Source organism: Roseateles sp. P5_E4 (assembly GCF_054049255.1).
This window is the reverse complement of sequence record NZ_JBFUMS010000002.1, coordinates 311,033-334,928: the sequence shown is the minus strand read 5'-3', so window position 1 is coordinate 334,928 and position 23,896 is coordinate 311,033. Positions and strand designations below refer to the sequence as shown.

The window sequence follows — 23,896 nt, the reverse complement described above, 5'->3', positions numbered from 1 at the left end:
CCGGTCGCGCCTCGCTGAACGCGGGCCATCCCAGCCGGTCCCCCGCGGGGACGGCGATGCTCGCGGCATCAAGCCGCGAGCACATCGCCTGACGGGCCGGCTTGGGAGCGGCCCGGCGCTCGGCCCGATTTGCCGCCGCGGCCAGTTGACGTGAACACCACTGACCGGGCCGGCGCGCTCGCCGCCTTCGATGAATGGCAGGACGCGACGCCGGCCGAGCGTGAAGCCTTGCTGGCCGAGCTGCCACCGGCGCAACGGGAGCGGCTGGAGGCCCTCATCAACGCTGACCACGCGGCCGAAGAGCGCGGCTTTCTGGCCAAGCCGGCGCAAGTACCGGGCGCTCCCGAACTGGCCGGCCAGGTGCTGGGCGCGTGGACCCTCGTCGCACCGCTGGGCAGCGGCGGCATGGGCGAGGTCTGGCGCGCTCGGCGCAGCGATGGCGCCCACAGCGGCGAGGCGGCCATCAAGCTGCTGCACAGCCCCTGGCGCGGCGAGGGGAACCAGGCGCGCTTTCGCCGCGAGGGCGAGCTGCTGTCGCGGTTGACCCATCCACACATTGCCCGCCTGCTGGACATCGGCGAAGCCATGCTTGGCACTTCGCGCACGCGCTATCTGGTGCTGGAGCTGGTGGAGGGCGAGCGCATCGATCGCTGGTGCGAGCTGCAGAACCTTCATGTGAACGAGCGGCTGCGGCTCTTTCTGCAGGTGTGCGACGCGGTGGCTCATGCGCACGCGCGCCTGGTCGTGCACCGCGATCTCAAGCCGGGCAACATCCTTGTCACTGCGGACGGCGACGTGAAGCTGCTGGATTTCGGTGTCGCCAAGCTGCTTGTTGATGACACCGGCGCGGAGCTGACTGCGCAACTGCCTGCGGGCCTGACGCCCGAGTACGCCGCGCCCGAGCAACTGCGCGGCGAGCCGGTCAGCACCGCCACCGATGTGTTTGCGCTGGGCCGCCTGCTGTGCCTGCTGCTGACCGGCCAGCGTGAGCCTGGGGGCACGCTGCGCGGCGACCTCGCCCTGATCGTCGGCCGCGCGCTGAAGGAGCGCCCCGACGAGCGCTATGCCGGCGCCAGCGCACTGGCCGACGACGTGCGCCGCCATCTCGAGCACCGCCCCATCCTCGCGCGGCCCGACTCGCTGGCCTACAGAAGCGCCAAATTCGCGCGCCGCTACCGGCTGCAGCTGGTCGCCCTGAGCCTGGTGCTGGCCAGCCTGCTGGCCGGCATGGCCACCACCGCCTGGCAATGGCGCGAGGCCGCGCGAGAAGCCGAACGCACGCGGCGCGTGCAAAGCGTGCTGACCGAGCTGCTCGCCGGCCTCAGCCCCGACGCCTCCGGCAGCGCGACGGTGCCGATGATCGAGCTGCTCAGGCGCAGCTGGGCCGAAGCCAAGCGACGGCTGGGCGATGACCCGGCCATGCTGGCCGAAGTGGCCCGGCCACTGGGGCTGCTGCTGAACCAATCCGGCGACATGCCCCTGGCGGCCGAAGCGCTGTCGCTCGCACACGCCCAGCTGCAGGGCCGCGGCGAGACGGGCCGCGATGTCGCCTTCGAGCTGGCCAATGCCCGCAGCCGCCTGGGGCAGATCGACGATGCGCGCGCGCTGCTGATGGGGTTGGTGCCTGCGGCGCCGGCGCAGGACGACGCGGTGGCCTTGTCCGCCCTCGCCCATCTCGGCGAGATGTCCATGGAGGCCGGCCGCCTCGACGAGGCGCAGTCGCTGCTGACGCGGGCCGAGCAAGGGGTTCGCGAGCGTTTCGGCACGCGCCATGAGCGCTATCGGCGCGTGGCCGATGCGATGTCCAGCCTCGCCCGGGCCCAGGGGCGCTGGGACGATGCGCGGCGCTGGCTGCAAGCCCTCGTCGATGCCAGCGAAGGCGCGGGGCGGCTGATCGCCGCCCAGGCCCGGATGGCCGTCGCGACGATGGAGGTCGAACTGGGGCACCACGTCGCCGCCCTGCCCCTGCTGCGCGCCAGCGTGCAGGAGCTGCAGGAAGTGCTGGGACCGGCCGACCTCAACACCGTCTCGACGCGCACCTGGCTGGCCACCGCGCTGTTCCACGCCGGCCGACCCGACGAGGCGGCGCGCGAAGCGGAGCTGGCGTTGGCGCAGGCCCGCCGCGGCGGCGAAGCCCAGGCGACCGCCGTCGTGGGGCTGGTGGCAGCACGCCAGCAAATGCGCCGTGGCGAGCCGGCCGTGGCCGAGGCGCGGATGCGCCCGCTGCTGTCCACGCTGGAAGAGGCAGGACACCCGGCGGCGGAGCGCGCACGCGCGCTGCTCGGCGAGGCGGCGCTGCGCCAGGGGCGCACGGCCGAGGCCGTCGCGATGCTGACGCAGGCCGAGGCCGCCCAGCGCACGCGGCTGGGGTTGCAGGACACCGATCGCTGGCCGACGCTGGCGCTGCTGGGGCTGGCCCATGAAAGCGTCGGCCGCATCGAGCCGGCTCGCGCCGCCTATCACGAGGCCCTGGCGCTGGCCGAGGCCGGCCTGCCGCCGGGCCACCCGGACCGCCTGCGGCTGAGGGCGCTCGTCGCGCTCGGAGACGGCCGCGACGCGCGCGACGCGCTGGATGCCTACGCTGGTGCGCTGGCCGACCGTGCCGACGCCGCGGCCATGCGCACGCGGCTGTCGCAATTGCTATCGTCCACATCCCACCCGGCGCCGCCGGGCCTGGCCCTGCTGGACTTCTGACGGAGGACTGCGATGAAGCTTCTCGACTCGATGCTGGCCACGGCCTGCCTGGGCGCCGCGCTCGCGGCGCACGCCGCTGATGTGGCACCGGCCACCGGCACCCCGGCGGCCAAGGCCGCCAGCTCACCGGCGGTGAAGGCTGCCACCCCGCCCGGCGGCGCGCCCGTCGCCGGTGGCAGCGGTGGTGGCGCCGCGACCGATGGCAGCAATACCGGCACCCAGGTCAAGCCCAAGCTGCCCAAGTGCCCCGACCCGGCCAACACCGCCTGCCCGGCGGTGAAGGTGCCAGTCAAGACGGGCGGTTAGCAAGTAGTGGACCGTTATGCCTGCCGCCTTGTACGGCAGCAGTCCTTCGGCCCGCGTCGCACAGGGCGCAGGCCCTGTGCTCGGTCGGGTCTCAGCCCTTGGTTACCACCAGAGTCACTTCATACTTGCCGCCATCCCCCACGATGGTCAGCGTCTTGCTCTTGGGGCCGGCGGCCACGTCTAGCAGGTTGGTGCTGAGCACGAACTCCTGGGTCGTGCCGACACGGTCGTCGAAGTTGGGGAAGCCGGTGGGAATGCCGAGCGCGCCGTTGATGTCGGCCTTCAGCTTACTCACGCGCTGAGCCCGTGTCATGCCGGCAGAGGCCGCCAACGAGCTGACGACGGCGCCCTTGGTCAGCTCGCGTGCCGTGCCGGGCTTGCCGTCGTCGTGCTCCATCATCGACACGAGGATGACGGCATTGGCCGGGTTGGCGATGGCCTTGGCCTGGCCCGACGGGCCCCAGGCATTGCGGCGCCAGACGATGAAGGGCATGTCGCTCGGGTTGATGCCCGGCTGCAGCGGCTGGGTGCTGCGGGATTCGCCCTCGTCGACGTCGCCCCACGGGCCGTAGAGCGTGACTTCGGCGTTGGGCAGGATCGGGTTGGTCAGGTCGACGGCGGTGACGAGCACATAGGGCTCGTCCGAGCCGACCTCGTCGGTCTCGATCTTGCACTTGATGCTCTTCAGGGCGATGGTGACGGGCAATGCGGCCATGATGGTTCTCCGATAGAGGTGGGGCACGGCAACACGCCGGGCCTGTCATCAAGGACGCAAGTGCGGCCCGCCAGGGATCACACGCGCGATGTGAAAACTACCGCCGGGATAGCCCCCAGGGCCTGCTGACAGCCGGTGACATAACCGGCGCCGACGATGGCTTCATTCATCACCCAACGGAGACCACCATGCAACCCGACTGCCTCATCCTCTACGTGCACAGCCCTGCCGAGAGCGTGCTCTTCTATCGCTCGCTGCTGGGCCGGGAACCCGTCGAGCAGAGCCCGAACTTCGCGATGTTCATGCTCAATGACAAGACCATGCTCGGCCTCTGGGCCGCGCATGACGTGCAACCGGGCAGCGGCCAGCGCGGCGGCGGCGCCGAGATCGGCATCACGGTCGGCACGGACAACGAAGTCAATGCCGCCGTCGCCGCCTGGAAGGCCTCGGGCTGGCCGGTGCTGCAGGTGCCGACGGCGATGGACTTCGGCTTCACGGCAGTCACCGCGGACCCGGACGGCCACCGGGTGCGGGTGTTCAGGCCGACGCAGGGTTGAGCAGCCCCTCAGTCGCGCGCCGCAGACGGCGCGACGGCGGCGCCCTCGATGCGGTGGCGTTCCAACGACCTCGCGACGAAGCCTGAGGCCTTGGCCTGTTCCACGAAGGCGGCGAGAAAATGCGCACCGACCGCCTTGCCCCTGGCCATGCCCATGGCCTGGTTGATGACCATGAAGCGCCCGGGCAAGAGCCTCAGGCCCGGCAAGCGCTTGGCGTCGGCTTCCAACTGCTGCTTCACACCGGCGGCCACGTCGAGCTGGTGCGCCAGGAAAAAGCTGACCACCTCGGGTGAGGTCGGTGCGCGCTCGATCGTCGCCGCCTTGAGTTCGCGTGTCAGGTAGAGGTCGTAGGCGCTGCGTGCGCCGACGGCGACACGCGTGCCTGCGCGATCCACGTCCTCGTTGGCCTGCAGCGGCGAATCGTTGCGCACGAGGTAGGCGCCCTCGATCTGCACGTAAGCAGCCGAATAGGCGGTGGACGCGGCCCGCGCGGGATCGATGGCGAAGAAGCCTACGTCCACGCGGCCGGTGGCCAGAGCATCCACCGCTTCGCCCGCGGACTTCACCACCATCAACTCAGCCTGGACGCCCAGCTGCCGTGCCAGCTCACGCGCCAGGTCGACCGACACACCCGAGGCTTCGCCGGTGCTGGGGTCGCGGTTCGCCAGGATGGGATTGCCCAGATTGATGACGGCGCGCAGCCGGCTGGTGGGTGCCAGTTGGGCGATTGCTTCGGGAGCGGGTGTTGGCATGGCGGCGCACGCGGCAAGAATGGGCAGGAGCAGGATGCACAACGCATTCAGCGCGCGACGGTCCACAGCAGTTGAGGTGTTGATGCCTGCGCTCATGGCTGGCTAGCCTACACGTCAGCGACGCTGGGGTTTGTTCTATCTGGCACCCTCGCCTGGCGCCCCCAACTCCGCTCCATGTTCTTCTTCATGCACCCCAGGCCCGTCGTGGACCGTCGGCCCGTGGCGGAGCAATCCGTCCAGGTGAAGGCGCCGACGCTGCCGGCGTTGACCGCGCTGGCCAAAGCACCGTGGGGCGAAGCGCCGCGCCAGGTCAGTGCTGACGAGCCCGCCTCGCTTCAGCGCGTGCGCCGCGGCTTGCTCTTGCCGCGCAGCTGAGCGCCGGCGCTGGCGTTGCCGCGCGTCGCCGGCTTGTCGGCGGCTGGCTTGGCGGGTTTGACCAGGCCGGTCGCCGCAGACACGGCCACGGTCTGGTACTCGGCGGCGTATTGCTTGCGCATGCGCACCATCTCGCGCTGGTACTTGCCGACGAGCTGCTGCTTCTTCGTGTCTGACAGCAGGCGGCCGGCGACGTGGAAGAACTTGGACTCCTCTTCTTTCAGGTGGTGGCGCACCTTGAAGCTGAGTTCCTTGGCGGTCGCAATCCAGCCATCCTGCTGCTTGTTGCGCACCGACAGGTCTTCGAGCAGCTCGTCCACCTGGTGGTGCTCATGCAGCGCATGCCGCGAGGCATCAAGGCCTCCATCCTCCATCAGCAGCGGCACGTAGAGGAAGCGCTCTTCGGCCGCCGCGTGTGCCATCAGCTCGACCTTCAACTGCAGGAACAGCAACTGGCGCGCGGCCATGTCGCCGCGCGACGCGGTCAGCTTGCGGCACAGGTCGCGTTGCAAGTCGTGGCTTTCGCGGATGGCGTCGAAGATCATGCGGTTGTCCCCAGAGGCCACGGGTTGCGGCGGCGCCATTGTTGATGGGCGGCGGGGCGGCGCCTGTCGGACGGAGCCGCTTCGGCTCAGGCCGCTGCGAAGCGCCGCGCCGGGTCGTAGGGGAACACATCATGCACATGCCCCGCCAGGATGCGCTCCTTGTGGCTCTGCCAGAAGCCCGCGTCCAGCAGGTCCGCGTGGTGGCGCATGAAGCACTCACGCACCTGCGGGTTGCCGAGCAGAAAGGGGCCGAAGGTTTCCGGGAAGACATCCTTGGGCCCGACGGCGTACCAGACCTCGCCTGACATTTCCTCCTCCTCGTTGCGCGGCTCGGGCACGCGGCGGAAGTTGCAGTCGGTCAGGTATTCGATCTCGTCGTAGTCGTAGAACACGACCTTGCCGTGGCGGGTCACACCGAAGTTCTTCCACAGCATGTCGCCGGGGAAGATGTTGGCGGCCACCAGGTCCTTGATGGCGTTGCCGTACTCGACGACGACGCGCTCCACCTGCTCGGGCGTGGCTTCTGCCAAGTAGATGTTCAGCGGCACCATGCGCCGCTCGATGTAGAGGTGGCGGATGACGAGGTCGTCGCCGTTCTCTTCAATGAGGCTCCCGCAGAAGTGCTTCAACTCATCGAGGAGCTCTTCCTCGAAGCGATGCCGCGGGAAGGCCACCCGCGTGTACTCCAGCGTGTCGGCCATGCGGCCGACCCGGTCGTGGCTTTTCACGAGCAGGTATTTGCTCTGGATGAGCTCGCGCGTGGTGTCTTTCTGCGGTGGGTAGAAGTCCTTGATGACCTTGAAGACGAAGGGCCAGCTCGGCAGGTCGAACACCAGCATGACCATGCCCTTGATGCCGGGCGCGATGCGGAACTTGTCCGAGGAATGGCGCAGGTGGTACAGGAAGTCGCGGTAGAAAAGGTTCTTGCCCTGCTTCTGCAGGCCCAGCGCCGAATAGATCTCGGAGCGTGGCTTCCTGGGCATCATGGAGCGCAGGAATTGCACATACGCACTCGGCACCTCCATGTCGACGAGGAAGTAAGCGCGGGCGAAGCTGAACAGGATCAGCAGATCGTCTTCGCCGAACAGCGCCGCGTCGATGAAGAAGCGCCCGCCGTCGTCGTCACGCAGGATGGGCAGGGCGAACGGCGTCTCTGTAAAGCCGTTGATGATCTTGCCAACGACATAGGCGCCCTTGTTCCGGTAGAACAGGCTGGACAGCACCTGCAGTTGAAAGTTGGCGCGCCGGCGGAATTCACCGAGGCGTTGCGTGACGGCAGCCAGCACGTGGTCGACGTCGGCGTCGAGATAGGCGAACTCGCCGTTCAGCTGGAAGTTGGTGATGACACGCTGGAGGGTTTCGCGCAGCTTGTCCGGAGCCGGGTAGTAGGCGCGGTAGGTCGGGGTCGCTCCGGGCTCGTCGTTCTCGATGTACTCGGTCGAGATGGCCGGGCGCACAAAGATGAAGTCGTTGTGGAAATAGGCGTGGTGCAGGATGCGCGTGCACACCGAGTTGAAGAAGGTCTCGGCGAGTTCGGGCTGGCGGTGGTTGGTCAGCAGGCCGATGTAGTGCAGCTTGACCTGCTGCCAGACTTCCATGGCCAGCGTCGACGCCGAAAAGCACGCCTCCAGCAGCTCGCTGGCCTCGGCAACGCGGGCGTCGTAGAACTCGATGCGCAGGGCCTGGGCACGCTGCTGGCCCTGCCAGTCGCCATGCTCGAAGCGCGCCTTGGCCTCGGCGGACGTGGCGCGGAAGAGCTTGTAGTGGCGATCGAAACCGCCCAGCAGAGCCTGGGCGATGTCGAAGGCGCGCGAGTCCGTGAGCTGGGTCGGGAACATGCCCCGACTCTATTCAGGCCACTGTGGCGTAGCGCGCCTTGACGCGCTCCAGCGCACGACGGTAGGACGGCTCCACGTCCTCGGCCTTGGTGGCCGTGAGCTGCAGATCCTCCAGCAGGCCGTTGTGCAGGCCATAGACCCAGCCATGCACGACGATCTCCTGGCCACGCTGCCAGGCGTCCTGCACGACCGTCGTCTGGCAGGCATTGCGCGCCTGCTCCAGCACGTTCAGCTCGCACAGCGCATCCACACGCCGGGCTTGCGGCAGGCCTTCCAGCCAGCTCAGGTGGTCGTTGCGCACATCCTGCACGTGGCGGATCCAGTTGTCGGCCAGACCGGTGCGGATGTCGTAGAGCGCCGCGCGCACGCCGCCGCAATTGCTGTGGCCGACGACGATGATGTGGCGCACCTTGAGTTGGTCCACCGCGAACTGCATGACGGACAGGCAGTTCAGGTCCGAATGCACGACGACGTTGGCGACGTTGCGATGCACGAACAGCTCGCCCGGCAGCAGGTCCACCAGCTCATTGGCCGGCACGCGGCTGTCGGCGCAGCCTATCCAAAGATATTGCGGCGTCTGCTGCTTGAGCAGGCTGGAGAAGAAGCCCGGCTCGCGGGCCTCGGTGTCAGCGGCCCAGCGCTTGTTGTTGTCGAGCAGATCCTGCAGTTCGTGGTTGGTCGTCGTCATGCTGGCATTGTCGCAATGGCGAATTACATCGTCTCCGCAAACAGCTCGCGGCCAATCAGCATGCGGCGGATTTCACTGGTGCCCGCGCCAATCTCATAGAGCTTCGCGTCACGCCAGAGCCGGCCCAGCGGGTATTCGTTGATGTAGCCGTTGCCACCGAAGATCTGCACGCCTTCGCCGGCCATCCAGGTCGCCTTCTCGGCCGTCCACAGAATGACGGAGGCGCAGTCCTTGCGCACCTGGCGCACATGCTCGGCGCCCAGCATGTCGAGGTTCTTGGCCACCGTGTACGCGAAGCTGCGTGCGGCCTGCAGCACGGTGTACATGTCGGCCACCTTGCCCTGGATGAGCTGGAACTCGCCGATGCTCTGGCCGAACTGCTTGCGGTCGTGGATGTAGGGCACGACGTTGTCCATGACGCTTTGCATGATGCCCAGCGGCCCGCCGGTCAGCACCGCGCGTTCGTAGTCCAGGCCCGACATCAGCACCTTGGCGCCACCGTTGACCGCGCCCAGCACGTTCTCGGCCGGCACCTCGACGTCCTGGAACACCAACTCGCCGGTATGCGAGCCGCGCATGCCCAGCTTGTCGAGCTTCTGTGCGATGGAAAAGCCCTTCATGCCCTTCTCGATCAGAAAGGCCGTCACGCCGCGTGCGCCCAGCTCCGGCTCGGTCTTGGCGTAGACCACCAGCGTGTCGGCGTCGGGGCCGTTGGTGATCCACATCTTGTTGCCGTTGAGCAGGTAGACGCCGCCCTTGTCCTCGGCCTTGAGCTTCATGCTCAGCACGTCAGATCCCGCGCCCGGTTCGCTCATCGCCAGCGCACCGACATGCTCGCCGCTGATCAGCTTGGGCAGGTACTTGGCGCGCTGCGCGTCGTTGCCGTTGCGCTTGATCTGGTTCACGCACAGGTTGCTGTGCGCGCCGTAGGAGAGGCCCACCGAAGCACTCGCGCGGCTGATCTCTTCCATGGCCACCATGTGCGCCAGGTAGCCCATGTTGGCGCCGCCGTACTCCTCGGGCACGGTGATGCCCAGCACACCCAGGTCGCCCATCTTGCGCCACAGGTCCATCGGGAACTGGTCGCTCTTGTCGATCTCGGCCGCGCGGGGCGCGATCTCTTCGTCGGCGAAGGCGCGCACCGCGTCGCGCAGCGCATCGATGTCTTCGCCGAGCTGGAAGTTGAGGCCGGGCAGGTTCATTCGGGTCTCCTGGTCCGCCCTGTCAGTGCCCGCTCGTGCCGGGCCTGCAGGGCAGGTTAATTGACGTAAACGTCAACTGTAGCAAGCGCGTCCGGATCAACCCGCTGCGTCGGCAGGCTGCGGCAGCAGCCGGCGCACCAGCGGGTGGCTGATCTTCTTGTCCGTGCCCACCGCGTAGAACTGCTCGACGACGCCTTCGGCAGCGCCGACGTTCACCAACCCATAGCGGCCGGTCAGCGCGTCGTCCACCGCGGTGGCGGCCGGGAACACACCCAGGCCCTCGCTGCCGAAGGTGGCCAGCAGCGCGCTGTCCTCGAACTCGCCGGTGATCCGCGGGCGCAGGCCAAGGTCGGTCAGCCAATGGTCCAGCCGCGGGCGCAAGGCCGCGTGCGAGGTGGGCAGCAGCAGCGGCACGTCGGCCAGCGAGGCGGGGAAGTCGCGCGCCGCCGCGGCCGCCCAGCGCGGGTGGGCATACCAGGCCACCGGCGAGCTGCCGAGTGAATGGCTGTAGACGCGCAGATTCGGGTTGGCCGGCGCCGGCCGGTCGGCCAGCACCACGTCGAGCCGGTGCAGGGCGAGGTCGCCCAGCAGGTCGTCGAACTCGTCCTCGTGGCAAAGCAGGCGCAGTTGCGGCGTATCGAGGATGGGCGCGAGCAGGCGCTGCGCGACGAGCTTGGGCAAGCCGTCGGAGATGCCCACGGCCAGGCGCACCGTCGGCGCGGTGGCGGCATCCCGCACCCGCTCGGGCAGGGTCTCGCCGATCTGGAAGATCTGCTCGGCCTGCTCCAGCGCCGCGATGCCGGCTTCGGTCAGCGTCAGGCCGCGGCCGGCCGGCTTGAGCAGGGCCGCACCGAGGGCCTGCTCAAGCTCACGCACCTGGGTCGAGACGGTCTGCACCGACAGCCCCAGCTTCTCCGCGGCCCGCGTCAACCCGCCCTCCTTGGCAACGGCCCAGAAGTAGTAGAGGTGGCGGTAACTGAAGCTCAAGCTCATGGCGATTCAGCAAGTAATCACGAAGAAACGTTTCGCGATTCTCTGCTTTTATTTGGTGTCTTGCCTACTTACCCTGCCCGTGTTCTTTCAAACCGGAGGTCTGCCATGCAAACCCGCCCCATCGCCATTGCCATGCCCCACGGCGGCGCCCTCGACCGCGGCACCGCCCATCGGGTGCTGCGCAACACCTATGCCCTGCTGTCGATGACGCTGCTGTTCAGCGCCGCCGTCGCTGCTGCGGCCGTCGCCTTCAACCTGCCGGCACCCGGCATCATCCTGACGCTGGTGGCCTATTTCGGCCTGCTGTTCGGCATCCACAAGCTGAAGAACCGCGGCGCCGCCGTCGGCCTCGTCTTCGCGCTCACCGGTTTCATGGGTTGGACGCTCGGCCCGCTGCTGACGCGCACGCTGTCTCTGCCCGGCGGCGCCCAGACCATCATGTTGGCCCTCGGCGCGACGGGCGCCGTCTTCCTGGCGTTGTCGGCCTATGCGACGACAACCAAGCGTGACCTGTCGTGGATGGGCGGCTTTCTGTTCGCCGGCATGGTCGTCGCCGTGCTTGCAGGCCTGGCAGCGATCTTCTTCCAGATCCCCGCATTGGCACTGACGGTCTCGGCCGTCGTGGCCCTGCTGTCGGCTGGCCTGATCCTGTTCGAGACCCAGCAGATCGTGAACGGCGGCGAGACCAACTACGTGCTCGCCACCGTCAGCCTGTTCGTGTCCATCTTCAATCTGTTCACGAGCCTGCTGCACCTGTTCGGTTTCGCCGGCTCGGATGACTGAGGCCGGACCGAGGACAGCGCCTGCGCGCTGTCCGACGCTTGCCGAAGGCCAGGCGCCATGCTGGGCGACTGGCATGACGATCAGGGCTGCTTGCTGAGCAGCCAGCGGTACAGGCCCACGCCGATGCCGGCAAAGGCCAGCAAGCCCAGCACCTGGCCTGCGGTCGCGAAGCTGTCGCCCACCAGGGCCAGCGGCGCGCCGTTGCCGGAGAACACGACGACGGCCGCAAGCACCACGCCGAGCAGGCTCTCGCCGACGATGAGGCCGGAGGCCAGCAGCACGCCGAGCTGCTTTGTGGCTTCTGGATCGCGCTTGTAGGACGCGCGGCGGTCGAACCACCAGCCGGCCACGGCGCCGACGACGATCATCAGCGTGCTGTTCATCGGCAGATAGATGCCCAGGCCGACGGCCAGCGGCGCGCAATGCGCCTTGCCGCCGGTCGCACGCTTCAATACCTCGTCCACGGCAATGGTGGCGACGCCGATCAGCACGCCAATGCCGATGAGGTTCCAGTTCAGGTCGCCTTGGATGACCCCCTTGGCCAGCGCCGAGATCAGCGCGGCCTGGGGCGCAGCGAGGGCCTTCTTGGGGTCGACACCCGGCGCGCCAGCGAAGCCATAAGCCTGGTTCAGCAGGTCCAGCACCGGCGGGATGACGATGGCGCCGGCCACGACACCGATGATCAGCGCCACCTGCTGGCGCCAGGGCGTGGCGTCAACGAGCTGGCCGGTCTTCAGGTCCTGCAGGTTGTCGTTGGAGATGGTCGCCACGGCGAACACGACGGCCGTGACAAACAGTGCGAAGGCCACCAAGGCCTGGCCCGTGGAGGCCGGCAGCATGGGCTTGACGACCAGGGCCAGCAGCAGCGACACGCCGATGACGACGAGGATGCCGACGCCCGACAGCGGGCTGTTCGACGAGCCGATCAAGCCGGCCATGTAACCGCAGACCGCGGCGACGAAGAAGCTCATCAGCACGACATAGACAACACCGCCAACGACGAGCAGGCCAAGCTGGTCGCCCAGGCCCGCGCTTGTGGCGAAGCTGGACAGCATGAAGCCGATCGGCAGCATGCAGGCCAGCGTGATGAGGCCGACGGTGCCGATGGGGATGTCCTGCTCGTTGCGCGGCAGCGTGTCGGCCTTGCCGGCCTTGCGCACGCGAGCCGACATGGCGGCCGAGTGCAGGCCGGCAACGACCGGCTTGGCCAGCTTGACCAGCGTCCAGATGGCGGCCACGGCGATGCAGCCGGCACCGATGAAGCGCACCTTCTTGCTCCAGGCAAACAGTGCGACCGCTTCTGCGGCGCCGTCGACACCGGACGTCAGGATGGGCACGCCACCCAGCCAGGCGATGCAGGCGCCGACAAGGATGGCCACACCCACCCACAGGCCGACGAGGTGACCCACGGCCAGCAGCGCGAAGCTGAAGTTCAGGTCATAGCCTGTTGTGGGCCCACTGCCGCTCTTCTCGCCGCCGGGCAGCCGGAAGTACTGCGCCAGATTGGCCGCGAAGAGCTGGGTGGCAACGACGATGCTGAAGCCGGCCGACACGACGGTGCCGGCCACGATGGCGGCCAGGCCCTGGCGGTTGGCGTCCCCACTATCCGCGGCATGGCCGACCTTGAGCACCTCGGCGCAGGCCACGCCCTCCGGATAGGGCAGTGGCGAGTTGGTCACCAGCGCCCGGCGCAGCGGGATGGAATACATGACGCCCAGCACGCCGCCCAGCGCGCACAGCGTCGTCGACATCCAGTACGGGAAGCCCGTCCACCAGCCGATCATGACGAGGCCGGGCAGCACGAAGATGATGGACGACAGCGTGCCCGCCGACGAGGCGATCGTTTGCACGATGTTGGTCTCGCCGATGGAGTTGCCGGCGGCGCGGCGCAGCAGCGCCATGGAGATGACGGCGGCCGGGATGGAGGTCGCGAAGGTCAGGCCGGCCTTGAGGCCGAAATAGACGTTGGCGGCCGTGAAGACCAGGGTGATGAGGATGCCCAGGACGATGCCGCGGGCGGTCAGTTCGGTCCCGAGCGGCGCGGGTGAGGCGTTGGTGGTCACGGCTGAAGGCGGGAGTTTGAGATGGGGGCGGATCATGCCCCCATTCGCCGGCCGGCCGGACCGGGTTCCCCCGCGTTCAGCAGGGCTTGACGCCGTTGACCGCCAGCAGCACCGAGTAGACCGAGCTCGTCGCACAGATGAAGAGGCGGTTGTGCTTGGGGCCGCCGAAGACGAGGTTGGACACTCGCTCGGGCATGCGGATGCGGCCGATCAGCGTGCCGTCCGCCTCGTGGCAGTGGATGGCGCGGCCAGCACTGGTCCAGATGCGGCCGGCGGTGTCGCAGCGAAAGCCGTCGTAGAAACCGGTGTCGCAGCTGATGAAGACCTCACCGCCGCTCAAGGCGCCGTCGGCGTCCACGGCGAAGCGGCGCATCGTGCCGACGTCCAGGCCGGTGTCGGCGACGTAGAGCCAGCGCTCGTCGGGCGAGAACGCCAGGCCGTTGGGGTGGGTCATCGTGTCGACCACCACGCGCAGCTCGCCGGTGTCCGGTTGAAGCCGGTAGACATAGCAGCCCGCCTGCTCCTGCGGCGAGCGGATGCCTTCGTAGTCGTCCACGATGCCGTAGGGCGGGTCGGTGAACCAGATGCTGCCGTCGGACTTCACGACCACGTCATTGGGGCTGTTGAGCCGTTTGCCTTCATGGTGCGAGGCCAGCACCGTCAGCGAGCCGTCGTGCTCGGTGCGCACGACGCGCCGGCCGCCATGCTCGCAGCTGACGAGGCGCCCTTGCCGGTCCAGCGTGTGGCCGTTGGTATAGCCCGAGGGCTTGCGGAACTCGGCGACGTGGCCGGTCACCTCGCACCAGCTCAGCATGCGCTCGTTGGGGATGTCGCTCCACAGCAGGCGGCGCTGGGCGGGGATATAGACCGGCCCCTCGGTCCAGCGGCAGCCGCTGGCCAGGCGCTCCAGCCGGGCGCTCTTGCGGAAGCAGTCCTCGAAGCGCGCGTCCAGCACTTCGAACTCGGTGGGTTCGCTGGGAATCTCGAAACTCATCTCGTGTCGTCCTTTCATTGGAAGAACGACATCGTCCGGCGACGGGCCCGTCGCTGGGCGGCGTTGCAGGGCGCGCGAATGCCGCTTCGCGGCGATTTCAGTCCGCCAGCGGCAGCCCGGCGTCGGCCTTGCACTCGTCCAGCACGAAGACCGAGCGGAACTTGCGGATGTTGGGGTCGTCGAAGAACAGCTCGCGCGTCAGCGCCTCGAACTCGGCCACGTCGCGGCAGCGCATCAGCAGCAGGAAATCGCTGTCGCCCGCCACATAGAAGCATTGCTGCACGCGCGGCGCGGCGGCCATGCGGCGCTTGAAGCCGTCGATGACGGCCTTGCGGCTGGCCTCGCGCAGTTCCACCTCCACCCACACCGCCAGGCCGTAACCCAGCGCCGCCGCATCCAGCACCAGGCGCTCGCCGCGGATGACGCCGGCGTCGCGCAGCCGGCGGATGCGCCGCTGCACGGCCGTGACCGACAGGCCGATGGCGGTGGCGATGCGCTCGGCCGGCTGGCGCGGGTCGTCCTGCAGGCGGCCGAGGATTTGCCGATCAAATTTGTCGAGATCAGGTGCGGAGTCCGTCATGGCCGAGCACCATACCCGGACGCTCAATTGACGTTAACGTCAATTGGCGACCTAGAATCCGGCCCGAGCAAGGAGACAGCCATGACCGATCTCGCCGCTGACTACAAAGCATTGGCCGAGTACCGCCCGACCCACAAGGTCCGTTTCGTCACCGCCGCCAGCCTGTTTGACGGGCATGACGCCGCCATCAACATCATGCGGCGCATCCTGCAGGGCATGGGCACCGAGGTCATCCACCTCGGGCACAACCGCTCGGTGGACGAAGTCGTCACTGCGGCACTGCAGGAGGATGCCCAGGGCATCGCCATCAGCAGCTACCAGGGTGGCCATGTCGAATACTTCAAGTACATGGTGCAGCTGCTGAAGGAACGCGGCGGCGAGCACATCCAGGTGTTCGGCGGCGGCGGCGGAGTCATCGTGCCGGCCGAGATCCGCGAACTGGCCGAACATGGCGTGCGCATCTTCAGCCCCGAGGACGGCCAGCGCATGGGCCTGCAAGGCATGATCGGCGAGATGGTCATGAAGGCCGACCAGGACTTCAGCGTCTATGCGCCGCAGAACCTGTCGGCCATCACCGGCCACTCGGAAGCGGCCTGGCGGTCGCTGGCCCAGCTGCTGACGGCGCTGGAGAACGGCAAGGCCGATGCGGGCATCGTCGACGCGCTGCGCGACCAGGCCAAGAGCATCAAGACGCCGGTGCTCGGTATCACCGGCACCGGTGGCGCCGGCAAGTCCAGCCTGACCGACGAGTTGATCCGCCGCCTGCGCCTCGACCAGGGCGACGCCCTGCGCGTGGCGCTGATCTCCATCGACCCGTCACGCCGCAAGAGCGGTGGCGCGCTGCTGGGTGACCGCATCCGCATGAACGCCATCTCGCCCTGGGGCCAGGGTGCGCGCGTCTTCATGCGCTCGCTGGCCACGCGTGACTTCGGCAGCGAAATCTCGCCCGCCCTGCCCGACGTCATCGCCGCGGCCAAGGTGGCGGGCTTCGACCTCGTCATCGTCGAAACCTCCGGCATCGGCCAGGGCGACGCGGCCATCGTGCCGCTCGTCAACGTGCCCATGTACGTGATGACGCCCGAGTTCGGCGCCGCCAGCCAGCTCGAGAAGATCGACATGCTCGACTTCGCCGAGTTTGTCGCCATCAACAAGTTCGACCGCAAGGGCTCGCTGGACGCGCTGCGTGATGTGTCGAAGCAGGTGCAGCGCAACCGCGAAGCCTTCACGGCGATGCCCGACACGATGCCGGTGTTCGGCACCATGGCCAGCCGCTTCAACGACGACGGCGTGACGGCGCTGTATCAAGCCCTGAAGCTGCGCCTGGCCGACCTCGGCATCCCCTTCAGCGAAGGCCGCCTGCCACGCGTCGACACCCGCCACAGCACCCACCAGACCCCCATCGTGCCGGCCGCCCGCGTGCGCTACCTGGCCGACATCAGCGACACGGTGCGCAGCTACAAGGCCCGTGCGCGCAAGCAGGCGGCGCTGGCCCGCGAGATCCAGCAGCTGGAAGCCAGTCGCGCCATGCTGGAGGCCGCCAATCCGGACAAGAACGGTGCCCGCACCGCGCTGGGCGACCTCGCCGAACAACGCCGAACCAAGCTCGACGGCGACGCCCGCCAGTTGCTGCAGCAGTGGCCCGACATGGTCAAAGCCTATGCCGGCGACGAGTACGTCGTGAAGATCCGCGACAAGGAGATCCGCACCGCCCTGGTCACGCAAAGCCTGTCCGGCACCAAGATCCGCAAGGTCGTGTTGCCAGGCTACGAGTGCCATGGCGAATTGCTGAAGTGGCTGATGCTGGAGAACGTGCCAGGCAGCTTCCCCTATGCGGCCGGCGTGTTCGCGTTCAAGCGCGAGGGCGAGGACCCGACGCGCATGTTCGCGGGCGAAGGCGATGCCTTCCGCACCAATCGCCGCTTCAAGCTGGTCAGCGAAGGCATGCCCGCCAAGCGCCTGTCCACGGCCTTCGACTCGGTGACGCTGTACGGCGCCGACCCCGCGCCGCGCCCGGACATCTACGGCAAGGTCGGCAACAGCGGCGTGAGCATCGCGACGCTGGACGACATGAAGGTGCTGTACGACGGCTTCGACCTGTGCAGCCCGACCACCAGCGTGTCGATGACCATCAACGGCCCGGCGCCATCCATCCTGGCCATGTTCATGAACACGGCCATCGACCAGAACCTGGCCAAGTTCCGCACCGACAACGGCCGCGAGCCGACCGCCGACGAAGCCGCCAAGATCAAGGACTGGGTGCTGGCCAATGTGCGCGGCACCGTGCAGGCCGACATCCTGAAGGAAGACCAGGGCCAGAACACCTGCATCTTCTCGACCGAGTTCTCGCTGAAGGTGATGGGCGACATCGCCGAGTACTTCGTGCACCACAACGTGCGCAACTTCTACTCGGTGTCGATCTCGGGTTATCACATCGCCGAGGCCGGCGCGAACCCGATCTCGCAGCTGGCGCTGACGCTGTCCAACGGCTTCACGTTCGTGGAGGCTTACCTGGCGCGCGGCATGCACATCGACGACTTCGCGCCCAACCTGAGCTTCTTCTTCAGCAACGGCATGGACCCCGAGTACACCGTGCTGGGCCGCGTGGCGCGCCGCATCTGGGCCATCGCCATGCGCGACCGTTACGGCGCCAACGAGCGCTCACAGAAACTCAAGTACCACGTGCAGACCTCGGGCCGCAGCCTGCATGCGCAGGAGATCGCCTTCAACGACATCCGAACCACGCTGCAGGCGCTGATCGCCGTCTACGACAACTGCAACTCGCTGCACACCAACGCCTACGACGAGGCGATCACGACGCCCACTGACGAGAGCGTGCGCCGCGCGATGGCCATCCAGCTCGTCATCAACCGCGAATGGGGCCTGGCCAAGAACGAGAACCCGTCGCAGGGTGCTTTCATCATCGACGAGCTGACCGAGCTGGTCGAAGAGGCGGTGCTGACCGAATTCGAGCGCATCAGCGAGCGCGGCGGCGTGCTCGGCGCCATGGAGACCGGCTACCAGCGCGGCCGCATCCAGGAAGAGTCGATGCACTACGAGATGCTCAAGCACACCGGCGAGTACCCCATCATCGGCGTCAACACCTTCCGCAACCCCAATGGCGAGACGGTGCCGGAACACATCGAGCTGGCACGCTCGACGGACGAAGAGAAGCAGTCGCAGCTGACCCGCCTGGCCGAGTTCCAGGACCGCCACGCGGCCGAGTCGCCGGCGATGCTGGCGCGCCTTCAGCAGGCCGTCATCGAGAACAGGAACGTGTTCGACGTGCTGATGGAAGCCGTGCGCGTGTGCTCGCTGGGCCAGATCACCGGCGCGCTGTTCGAGGTCGGCGGCCAGTACCGCCGCAGCATGTAGGGCTTACAGCCCGCGGCAGCGTTGCTCGAAGGCAGCTGCCAGGCGCTCAAGATCCCCGCGCTCACCTGCCGTCATCTCGGCCTCACGGGCGCGCCGGGCGCGCAGGCTGTTGCGCAGTTCGACGCATTGCGCGAACTCGCGCTCCTGCCGCGCCTTGGCCTGAGCCAGCGCGCGGCGCTCCTGCAGCGAGCGGTTGCGCACGTCCTCCATCAATTGGTTGACCTTCTCATTGGCGTCCTGCTCTTCGGCATAGCAATCGCGCTGGTAACGGTAGTCCAGCTGCTGGCGCGTGGACTCGTCGGCGCCACCATCGCTGCCGGCCTGGTTCAACTGCTCGCGCAGGCGCAGGCAGCGCGGGCTCATGAACTGGCTGGCTTCTGGCGCCTTGGGACCCAGGCGCGCGATCTGCGTGGAATCGGCTTCAGGGCAGGGTCGGTCGCTGAAGGCCGTGGTGCCGTCGGGCTTGCGGCACCTATAGACACCCGCGCCTTCGGCCCTGGCCATGCCCGTCAGTGCCAGCACGGCCAACGCGGCCCAGGCCAGGCGGGCCGGGGTCACAGCTTCTGCTCCCGGTCGCCGCCATTGCTGTAGCGGCGCTTGTAGCGAGACTTCTCGAGATACTCGCGCGCCGTCAGCCCGTCGGCATTGCGTGCGGCCTTGGGTGCGCCCGCGGCGAGCAGGGTATCGACGATGGCGTCGGAATTGCCCACCGCGGCCAGGTGCAGGGGCGTGTTGCCCTGGCGGTCCTGCGTGAAGACCGAGGCCTGCAGGCGAATCAGTTCGGCCACCGCGTCATGCCGCCCTTCCTCGACGGCCCAGTGCAGGGCCGTGCGCCCCTGGCCGTCCAGCGCGTTGATGTCAGCGCCGGCCGACACCAGCGGGCCGATGGACTTGAGCGCCGCGTAATGGATGGGCAGGCGACCACCGATGTCGGGCGAGTTGATGTTCAGCCCCCGGCTGGTCAGGAACACCAGCGCCTGGGCATCAGCGCCGTTGCGCGCCGCCAGGTGCATGACGCCGACATGATCGGGCGTCTCCTGCCTGGGGTCGAGCTTGAGCTCTTCGATGAAGAATTTCAGCCGGTCCAGCGTCGGCTTGGCGGCGGCCTGCTGCAGCAGCGTGCCCTTGTCCAGCGCGCCGACGTTGCGAGGCTCGGCCCCATGGTTGGCGATCCAGCGCAGCGCCGGCAGGCTGCCCGTGCCCGCGTTGTCGTAGAGCAGGCGGTTCAGCCCGACGGCGCCCACGCGTTTGGCCGTCTTGTCGATGTCGATCATGCCGCTGGCGTCGGCCATGCCGTTCATCAGCATCATCTCGCGCAGCTCGGGCCCAAGGCCGGCGACGTCCTGGGTGCTGCGCCGCGCCATGCTGCACCAGGTCAGCAGCGAAATGATGACCACCAAGGCCGCTGCTCGCAGACCGATCCCCAGCCAATTGATGCCATCCCGCTCCACTGCTTCCCCCTGCTTTTCTAGGCGGGGCGGATTGTGCAGCAGCACTTTTTCAAACCAGGGCGCCAGACTCGATGCCGCCCTCTAGACTCCCCCGAAAGCGGGGTCAGCGCGCCAGCACGACCCGGTCCCGCCCTGCGCGCTTGGCCTCGTAGAGGGCCGCGTCCGCACGGCTGAACAAGGCCTCGGGGGCCTCATCGGGCGCGAGGGCCTGGGCCACGCCGACGCTGACCGTCACGGTCAGCGGGCCGGCCGCCGTCTCGAAGGGCTGGCCGCCGATGGCCTCGCGCAGCCGCTCACCCAGGCGCAGCTCGCCGCCGGCCTCAGGCTTGAGCCAGATGACGGCGAATTCCTCGCCGCCCAGGCGCACCGCCAGATCCAATGGCCGCAAGGTGTCGTGCAGGCGGGCACCAATGCCGCTGAGCACGGCGTCGCCCACCGCGTGGCCGTGGGTGTCGTTGATGCGCTTGAAGTGATCCACGTCCAGCAGGGCCAGCACCGGCGGATGCTCGACGCCGCGCTGCAGCAGGCGGCGCAGGCGCTCATCGAAGCCACGCCGGTTCAGCAGGCCGGTCAGCACGTCGATCTCGATGAGGCGCTCGATCTGGCGCAGCGCACGGTCCTGCAACAGCAGCAGCATGGCCAGGGCCTGGCCGATGAGCAGGGCGATGACGGCGAACAGGCCCATCGAGTTGTATTGCACCAGCTCGGCCCGCGTTTGGGCGATCAGGGGCGACACGGCCAGGCCGCGCGCCACCTCGATGATGGCGCTGATGATCAGGTCGGCCGCCAGCAGGCCCAGCGGAAAGCCGCGCTGCGCGCGCCAGGCCTGCAGGGCGGCATGGGCGGCGGGCATGGTCAGCACGGCCGAGGCCAGCATCGTCAACGTGATCGAGGGCCAGAACTGCCCCGTCCAGGCCGTCAGCGCGAAGGAGCCGATGCAGGACAGGCCCGTGAGCACCAGCGGCCAGCGGCAGCGCAGCGGCAGGCCGAGGTAGACGCGCAGGCCGAGCAGCACCATCAGCGCGGACAGCAGGCTGCCGAGATGGCCCACCGCCCAGAAGGTGCGCGGTGCGCCCATGGCGATGAGGGCCACGCGCGCCGCCTGGGTCAGCGCCGCGGCAGCAAAGGCACCGGCCCAGAACCACAGCGCGCGCTCGCCCTTCAGATGCCAGGCGCCGCCAAGCGTGGCCAGGGCCAGCATCGTCGTGACGAGCTGGAAGACGCGCAGCAGCGTGTCGGCGTGCAGGGGTTCCATCGTGAGATTGGTTCAGCCTCGACGAGGCACGATGCCTGCATCGCGTGGCCGCCGTGATGCGCGCCACGAGCGCGCCGTGATTGATCTCACGGAAGTCAGCGCGCCTGCAGGCTCTGCATGGCGGCCTTGACGCGCAGCAGCATGGGCGAGGCGCCGGTCACCTTGGCATCGAAAGGGTGCAAGCGCTGGCCGCCGGTGGCCGCCATGATCTTGCGTACGTACAGCCGCGTCTCGGCATAGGGCGGCACGCCGAGGTAGCGGTCCACGGCCCTCTCGCCGGCGTTGTAGGCCGCCACGGCCAGCATCACGTCGCCCTCGAAATAGGCCAGCAGCCAGCGCAGATAGGCCATGCCGCCGCGGATGTTCTGGGACGGGTCGCGCAGCCGGATGACATTGAAACGCGTCGCCGTCTCGGGCAGCAGCTGCATCAGGCCCTGAGCCCGCTTGGGCGACTCGGCCAGCGGGTCGAAGTTGGACTCGGTGGCCATGACCGCCAGCACCAGCGCCGGCGCGAGCTGGTATTCGGGCGCCAGCAGCTTCACGTAGTTGACGATGGCCGGCGGAGCGTTCTGGGGCAGCGGCAGCGTCGCCCACAGCGACAGCGGCTTGGCATTGCGCGCAGCGGGTGGCAGGGCAGCGACAGCCACCGGCAGGTCGGTCTCGGGCGGGCGCAGGCAGGGCGGCGGGTCGCCCAGGGGGGTGCCGCCCATGCGCTCGAGCATGTTCTGCGCCTGCTCCATGCCTTGCTCGGCCGCGGCGGCGAACAGGTGGGCGGCTTCGGCGTCGTTGCGCTGGATGCCGCGCGCATTCGTCAGCATCCAGCCCAGGCTGAACTGGGCCTCGGCGTCGCCATAGCGGGCGGCGCGGCAGTAGAGCTTGGCGGCGGCCACCTCGTCGCGCCTGACGCCGTCACCGTACTCCAGCGCCTTGGCCTCCTGGCGCCAGCGCTCCACCTGGGCCGGCACCACCGGACCGCGTTCGCCCGGTGGCATCGTCGGGCGCGGCAGTTGCTCCAGCGTCAGCGACGGCAGCTGGGCCCAGCTCGACGAAGCGGCGAACAACAGGGGCAGCAGCAGGCGTCGCAAGGGTCAGTCCGGAGGGGAGGTGCGGGGGCCGGAAGTCTAGACTGGAAGAATGTGTCAGCCCCTCGCCCAGTCCTGCTCCGGCTGAACGCCGGCAGGCCTGGTCGGTCTTGCAGACCGCGCAGCCGGCGGAGCGGCTGCTCTTCGGCAGGCACGCCAAGTCCACAGGACTTGCCGTGTCCGGCCTCAGCCCCCGAGGGGGCGGCGATGCTTGCGGCATCAAGCCGCAAGCACATCGCCAGACGGGCCGGCTCGGGAGCGGCCCAGCGCTCGGCCCGGAATACCCGAATCATTTGGCGAGAACCGCGAATGCTGAACGGAAAACTGCCATGAACAAGACTCGCCTCGAAGCCTTCAGCGATGGCGTCATCGCCATCATCATCACCATCATGGTGCTGGAGCTGAAGGTCCCCCACGGCAGCGATTGGGAGGCTCTCCAGCCGCTGTGGCCGGTACTGCTGTCCTATGTGCTGAGCTTCATCTACGTCGGCATCTACTGGAACAACCACCACCATCTGCTGCATGCGGTGCACAAGATCAGCGGCGGGGTGCTCTGGCCCAACCTGCACCTGCTGTTCTGGCTGTCGCTACTGCCGTTTGCCACCGGCTGGATGGGCGAAAACCATTTTGCGCCGCTGCCAGTGGCTGTCTATGGCGGCGTGCTCGTCATGGCCGCCTTGGCCTACATGCTGCTGCAACGGGCCTTGATCTGCATCCCCGGCAACAACACCGTGCTGGCCCAGGCGCTGGGCAAGGACTGGAAGGGCAAGATCTCGGCAGTCATCTACCTGGTGTCCATCGCGCTGGCCTTCGTGCACGTCGGCCTGTCGCTGGCGGGCTACGCCATCGCCGCGGCGCTGTGGCTGATCCCGGACCGGCGCATCGAGCACCACTTGAACAGGAGTGAGTGAAATGCCCACCCTCGATCCGCGCATCGACACCTACCTGGCAAGCGTGCCCGAGTTCGCCCGGCCCATCCTGACGCGGCTGCGCGAGGACGTGCATGCGGCCTGCCCCGATGTCGTCGAGACCATCAAGTGGAGCCGGCCGCACTTCACGCTGGATGACAAGCTGCTGTGCGGCATGTCGGCCTTCAAGGCGCATTGCACCTTCGGCTTCTGGGAACGCGAGGGCGCGACACCCGGACAGCCCGATGCCATGGGCGATCTCGGCCGCATCACGACCCTGGCCGACCTGCCTAGCCGCACCGAGTTGCGCAAGCAGATCAAGGCCGCTGCCGCATTGCTGCGGGCCGGCGCGCCGCGCGCCGCAAAACCTAATCGCGAGCCGCGGCCCCAGCTCGAGATGCCCGATGACTTCGCCGCGGCGCTGAGCAAGGTCAAGGCGGCCAAGCAGCACTACGACGCCTTTGCGCCCAGCAAGCAGCGCGACTACCTGGAGTGGGTGCTGGAGGCCAAGCGCGAGGACACGCGTGCCAAGCGCATCGCCCAGGCGGTGGAGTGGCTCGCTGACGGCAAATCACGCAACTGGAAGTACGAGAGCTGTTGATTGCCCCTCGTCCAGCTTTGCAGCGCTGAACGCGCGCCAATCTAGCCGGTCCCCCGAGGGGACGGCGATGCTTGCGGCATTGAGCCGCAAGCATCGCCATGGCGGGCCGGCTTGGGAGCGGCCCGGCGCTCGACCCGAATAC

The 23,896-nt window shown here is 68.1% G+C and carries 22 protein-coding genes; 8 read left to right on the top strand and 14 right to left on the bottom strand.

Annotated features, from left to right (window positions below):
• Nucleotides 1-150 precede the first annotated feature (150 nt).
• Together ACXJLH_RS04300 and ACXJLH_RS04295 are read left to right on the top strand one after the other, a co-directional pair.
• Nucleotides 151-2,694: a protein kinase domain-containing protein gene (locus ACXJLH_RS04300; protein ID WP_457442611.1), complete on the top strand. Its 2,544-nt coding sequence runs from the start codon at nt 151-153 to the stop codon at nt 2,692-2,694.
• A 12-nt stretch (nt 2,695-2,706) separates the two neighbouring features.
• Nucleotides 2,707-3,000, top strand: a complete 294-nt coding sequence (locus ACXJLH_RS04295) for a hypothetical protein (RefSeq protein WP_457442610.1) — start codon at nt 2,707-2,709, stop codon at nt 2,998-3,000.
• A 91-nt stretch (nt 3,001-3,091) separates the two neighbouring features.
• Here ACXJLH_RS04295 and ACXJLH_RS04290 read toward each other — a convergent pair whose 3' ends face one another.
• Entirely contained in the window at nt 3,092-3,715 is a 624-nt protein-coding gene (locus ACXJLH_RS04290) for a hypothetical protein (RefSeq protein WP_457442609.1), read from the bottom strand.
• A 188-nt stretch (nt 3,716-3,903) separates the two neighbouring features.
• Between ACXJLH_RS04290 and ACXJLH_RS04285 the strand changes: the two genes are divergently transcribed.
• Complete coding sequence (locus ACXJLH_RS04285) at nt 3,904-4,272, top strand: VOC family protein (RefSeq protein ID WP_056205284.1); 369 nt, start codon at nt 3,904-3,906, stop codon at nt 4,270-4,272.
• A gap of 8 nt (nt 4,273-4,280) precedes the next feature.
• On the opposite strand, the gene ACXJLH_RS04280 is transcribed toward ACXJLH_RS04285, so the two are convergent.
• Complete coding sequence (locus tag ACXJLH_RS04280) at nt 4,281-5,024, bottom strand: transporter substrate-binding domain-containing protein (RefSeq protein WP_457324567.1); 744 nt, start codon at nt 5,022-5,024, stop codon at nt 4,281-4,283.
• A gap of 174 nt (nt 5,025-5,198) precedes the next feature.
• Between ACXJLH_RS04280 and ACXJLH_RS04275 the strand changes: the two genes are divergently transcribed.
• Nucleotides 5,199-5,399 carry a hypothetical protein gene (locus ACXJLH_RS04275; protein WP_457324566.1) on the top strand — a complete coding sequence of 67 codons (201 nt, stop codon included), beginning with the start codon at nt 5,199-5,201 and terminating at the stop codon, nt 5,397-5,399.
• Here the strand turns inward: ACXJLH_RS04275 and ACXJLH_RS04270 are convergent.
• The 5 genes from ACXJLH_RS04270 to ACXJLH_RS04250 form a co-directional block, all read right to left on the bottom strand.
• Complete coding sequence (locus ACXJLH_RS04270; protein ID WP_457442608.1) at nt 5,360-5,944, bottom strand: hemerythrin domain-containing protein; 585 nt, start codon at nt 5,942-5,944, stop codon at nt 5,360-5,362. The two genes, ACXJLH_RS04275 and ACXJLH_RS04270, sit on opposite strands and share 40 nt — an antisense overlap.
• A gap of 86 nt (nt 5,945-6,030) precedes the next feature.
• Entirely contained in the window at nt 6,031-7,782 is a 1,752-nt protein-coding gene (gene aceK / locus ACXJLH_RS04265) for a bifunctional isocitrate dehydrogenase kinase/phosphatase (protein WP_457442607.1), read from the bottom strand.
• A 13-nt stretch (nt 7,783-7,795) separates the two neighbouring features.
• Nucleotides 7,796-8,470, bottom strand: coding sequence for a carbonate dehydratase (can, locus tag ACXJLH_RS04260; RefSeq protein WP_457352457.1), 675 nt, complete (start codon nt 8,468-8,470; stop codon nt 7,796-7,798).
• 23 nt (nt 8,471-8,493) lie between these two features.
• Nucleotides 8,494-9,672 carry an isovaleryl-CoA dehydrogenase gene (locus ACXJLH_RS04255; RefSeq protein WP_457442606.1) on the bottom strand — a complete coding sequence of 393 codons (1,179 nt, stop codon included), beginning with the start codon at nt 9,670-9,672 and terminating at the stop codon, nt 8,494-8,496.
• Nucleotides 9,673-9,768: 96 nt separating this feature from the next.
• Nucleotides 9,769-10,665, bottom strand: coding sequence for a LysR family transcriptional regulator (locus tag ACXJLH_RS04250; RefSeq protein ID WP_056204927.1), 897 nt, complete (start codon nt 10,663-10,665; stop codon nt 9,769-9,771).
• Nucleotides 10,666-10,770: 105 nt separating this feature from the next.
• On the opposite strand from ACXJLH_RS04250, the gene ACXJLH_RS04245 reads away from it, so the two are divergent.
• Complete coding sequence (locus ACXJLH_RS04245; protein ID WP_056204929.1) at nt 10,771-11,448, top strand: Bax inhibitor-1/YccA family protein; 678 nt, start codon at nt 10,771-10,773, stop codon at nt 11,446-11,448.
• 80 nt (nt 11,449-11,528) lie between these two features.
• On the opposite strand, the gene ACXJLH_RS04240 is transcribed toward ACXJLH_RS04245, so the two are convergent.
• From ACXJLH_RS04240 to ACXJLH_RS04230, 3 genes are all read right to left on the bottom strand, one after another.
• Entirely contained in the window at nt 11,529-13,547 is a 2,019-nt protein-coding gene (locus ACXJLH_RS04240) for an OPT family oligopeptide transporter (RefSeq protein WP_457442605.1), read from the bottom strand.
• A gap of 40 nt (nt 13,548-13,587) precedes the next feature.
• On the bottom strand, nt 13,588-14,505 hold the full coding sequence (locus tag ACXJLH_RS04235; RefSeq protein WP_457442604.1) for an SMP-30/gluconolactonase/LRE family protein: 918 nt from the start codon (nt 14,503-14,505) through the stop codon (nt 13,588-13,590).
• A 97-nt stretch (nt 14,506-14,602) separates the two neighbouring features.
• On the bottom strand, nt 14,603-15,085 hold the full coding sequence (locus tag ACXJLH_RS04230; protein ID WP_457442603.1) for an Lrp/AsnC family transcriptional regulator: 483 nt from the start codon (nt 15,083-15,085) through the stop codon (nt 14,603-14,605).
• An 81-nt stretch (nt 15,086-15,166) separates the two neighbouring features.
• Here ACXJLH_RS04230 and icmF point away from each other — a divergent pair, with 81 nt between their 5' ends.
• Entirely contained in the window at nt 15,167-18,457 is a 3,291-nt protein-coding gene (gene icmF, locus ACXJLH_RS04225; RefSeq protein ID WP_457442602.1) for a fused isobutyryl-CoA mutase/GTPase IcmF, read from the top strand.
• A gap of 3 nt (nt 18,458-18,460) precedes the next feature.
• Here the strand turns inward: icmF and ACXJLH_RS04220 are convergent, their stop codons facing one another.
• The 4 genes from ACXJLH_RS04220 to ACXJLH_RS04205 all read right to left on the bottom strand — a co-directional run bounded on the left by ACXJLH_RS04220 (nt 18,461) and on the right by ACXJLH_RS04205 (nt 22,248).
• The gene (locus ACXJLH_RS04220) at nt 18,461-19,015 is read right to left on the bottom strand and encodes a DUF4124 domain-containing protein (protein WP_457442601.1); all 555 of its coding nucleotides are present in this window, start codon (nt 19,013-19,015) and stop codon (nt 18,461-18,463) included.
• Nucleotides 19,012-19,854 (bottom strand): ankyrin repeat domain-containing protein, encoded by an 843-nt coding sequence (locus ACXJLH_RS04215; RefSeq protein ID WP_235532126.1) that lies wholly within the window; start codon nt 19,852-19,854, stop codon nt 19,012-19,014. Before ACXJLH_RS04215 ends, ACXJLH_RS04220 begins: the two co-directional genes overlap by 4 nt.
• A 157-nt stretch (nt 19,855-20,011) precedes the next feature.
• The gene (locus tag ACXJLH_RS04210; RefSeq protein ID WP_457322832.1) at nt 20,012-21,163 is read right to left on the bottom strand and encodes a GGDEF domain-containing protein; all 1,152 of its coding nucleotides are present in this window, start codon (nt 21,161-21,163) and stop codon (nt 20,012-20,014) included.
• 95 nt (nt 21,164-21,258) lie between these two features.
• Nucleotides 21,259-22,248: a transglycosylase SLT domain-containing protein gene (locus ACXJLH_RS04205; RefSeq protein ID WP_457322831.1), complete on the bottom strand. Its 990-nt coding sequence runs from the start codon at nt 22,246-22,248 to the stop codon at nt 21,259-21,261.
• 326 nt (nt 22,249-22,574) lie between these two features.
• Between ACXJLH_RS04205 and ACXJLH_RS04200 the strand changes: the two genes are divergently transcribed.
• Entirely contained in the window at nt 22,575-23,156 is a 582-nt protein-coding gene (locus tag ACXJLH_RS04200) for a TMEM175 family protein (RefSeq protein WP_457442600.1), read from the top strand.
• A gap of 1 nt (nt 23,157) precedes the next feature.
• Nucleotides 23,158-23,754, top strand: a complete 597-nt coding sequence (locus ACXJLH_RS04195; protein WP_457442599.1) for a YdeI/OmpD-associated family protein — start codon at nt 23,158-23,160, stop codon at nt 23,752-23,754.
• Nucleotides 23,755-23,896 lie beyond the last annotated feature (142 nt).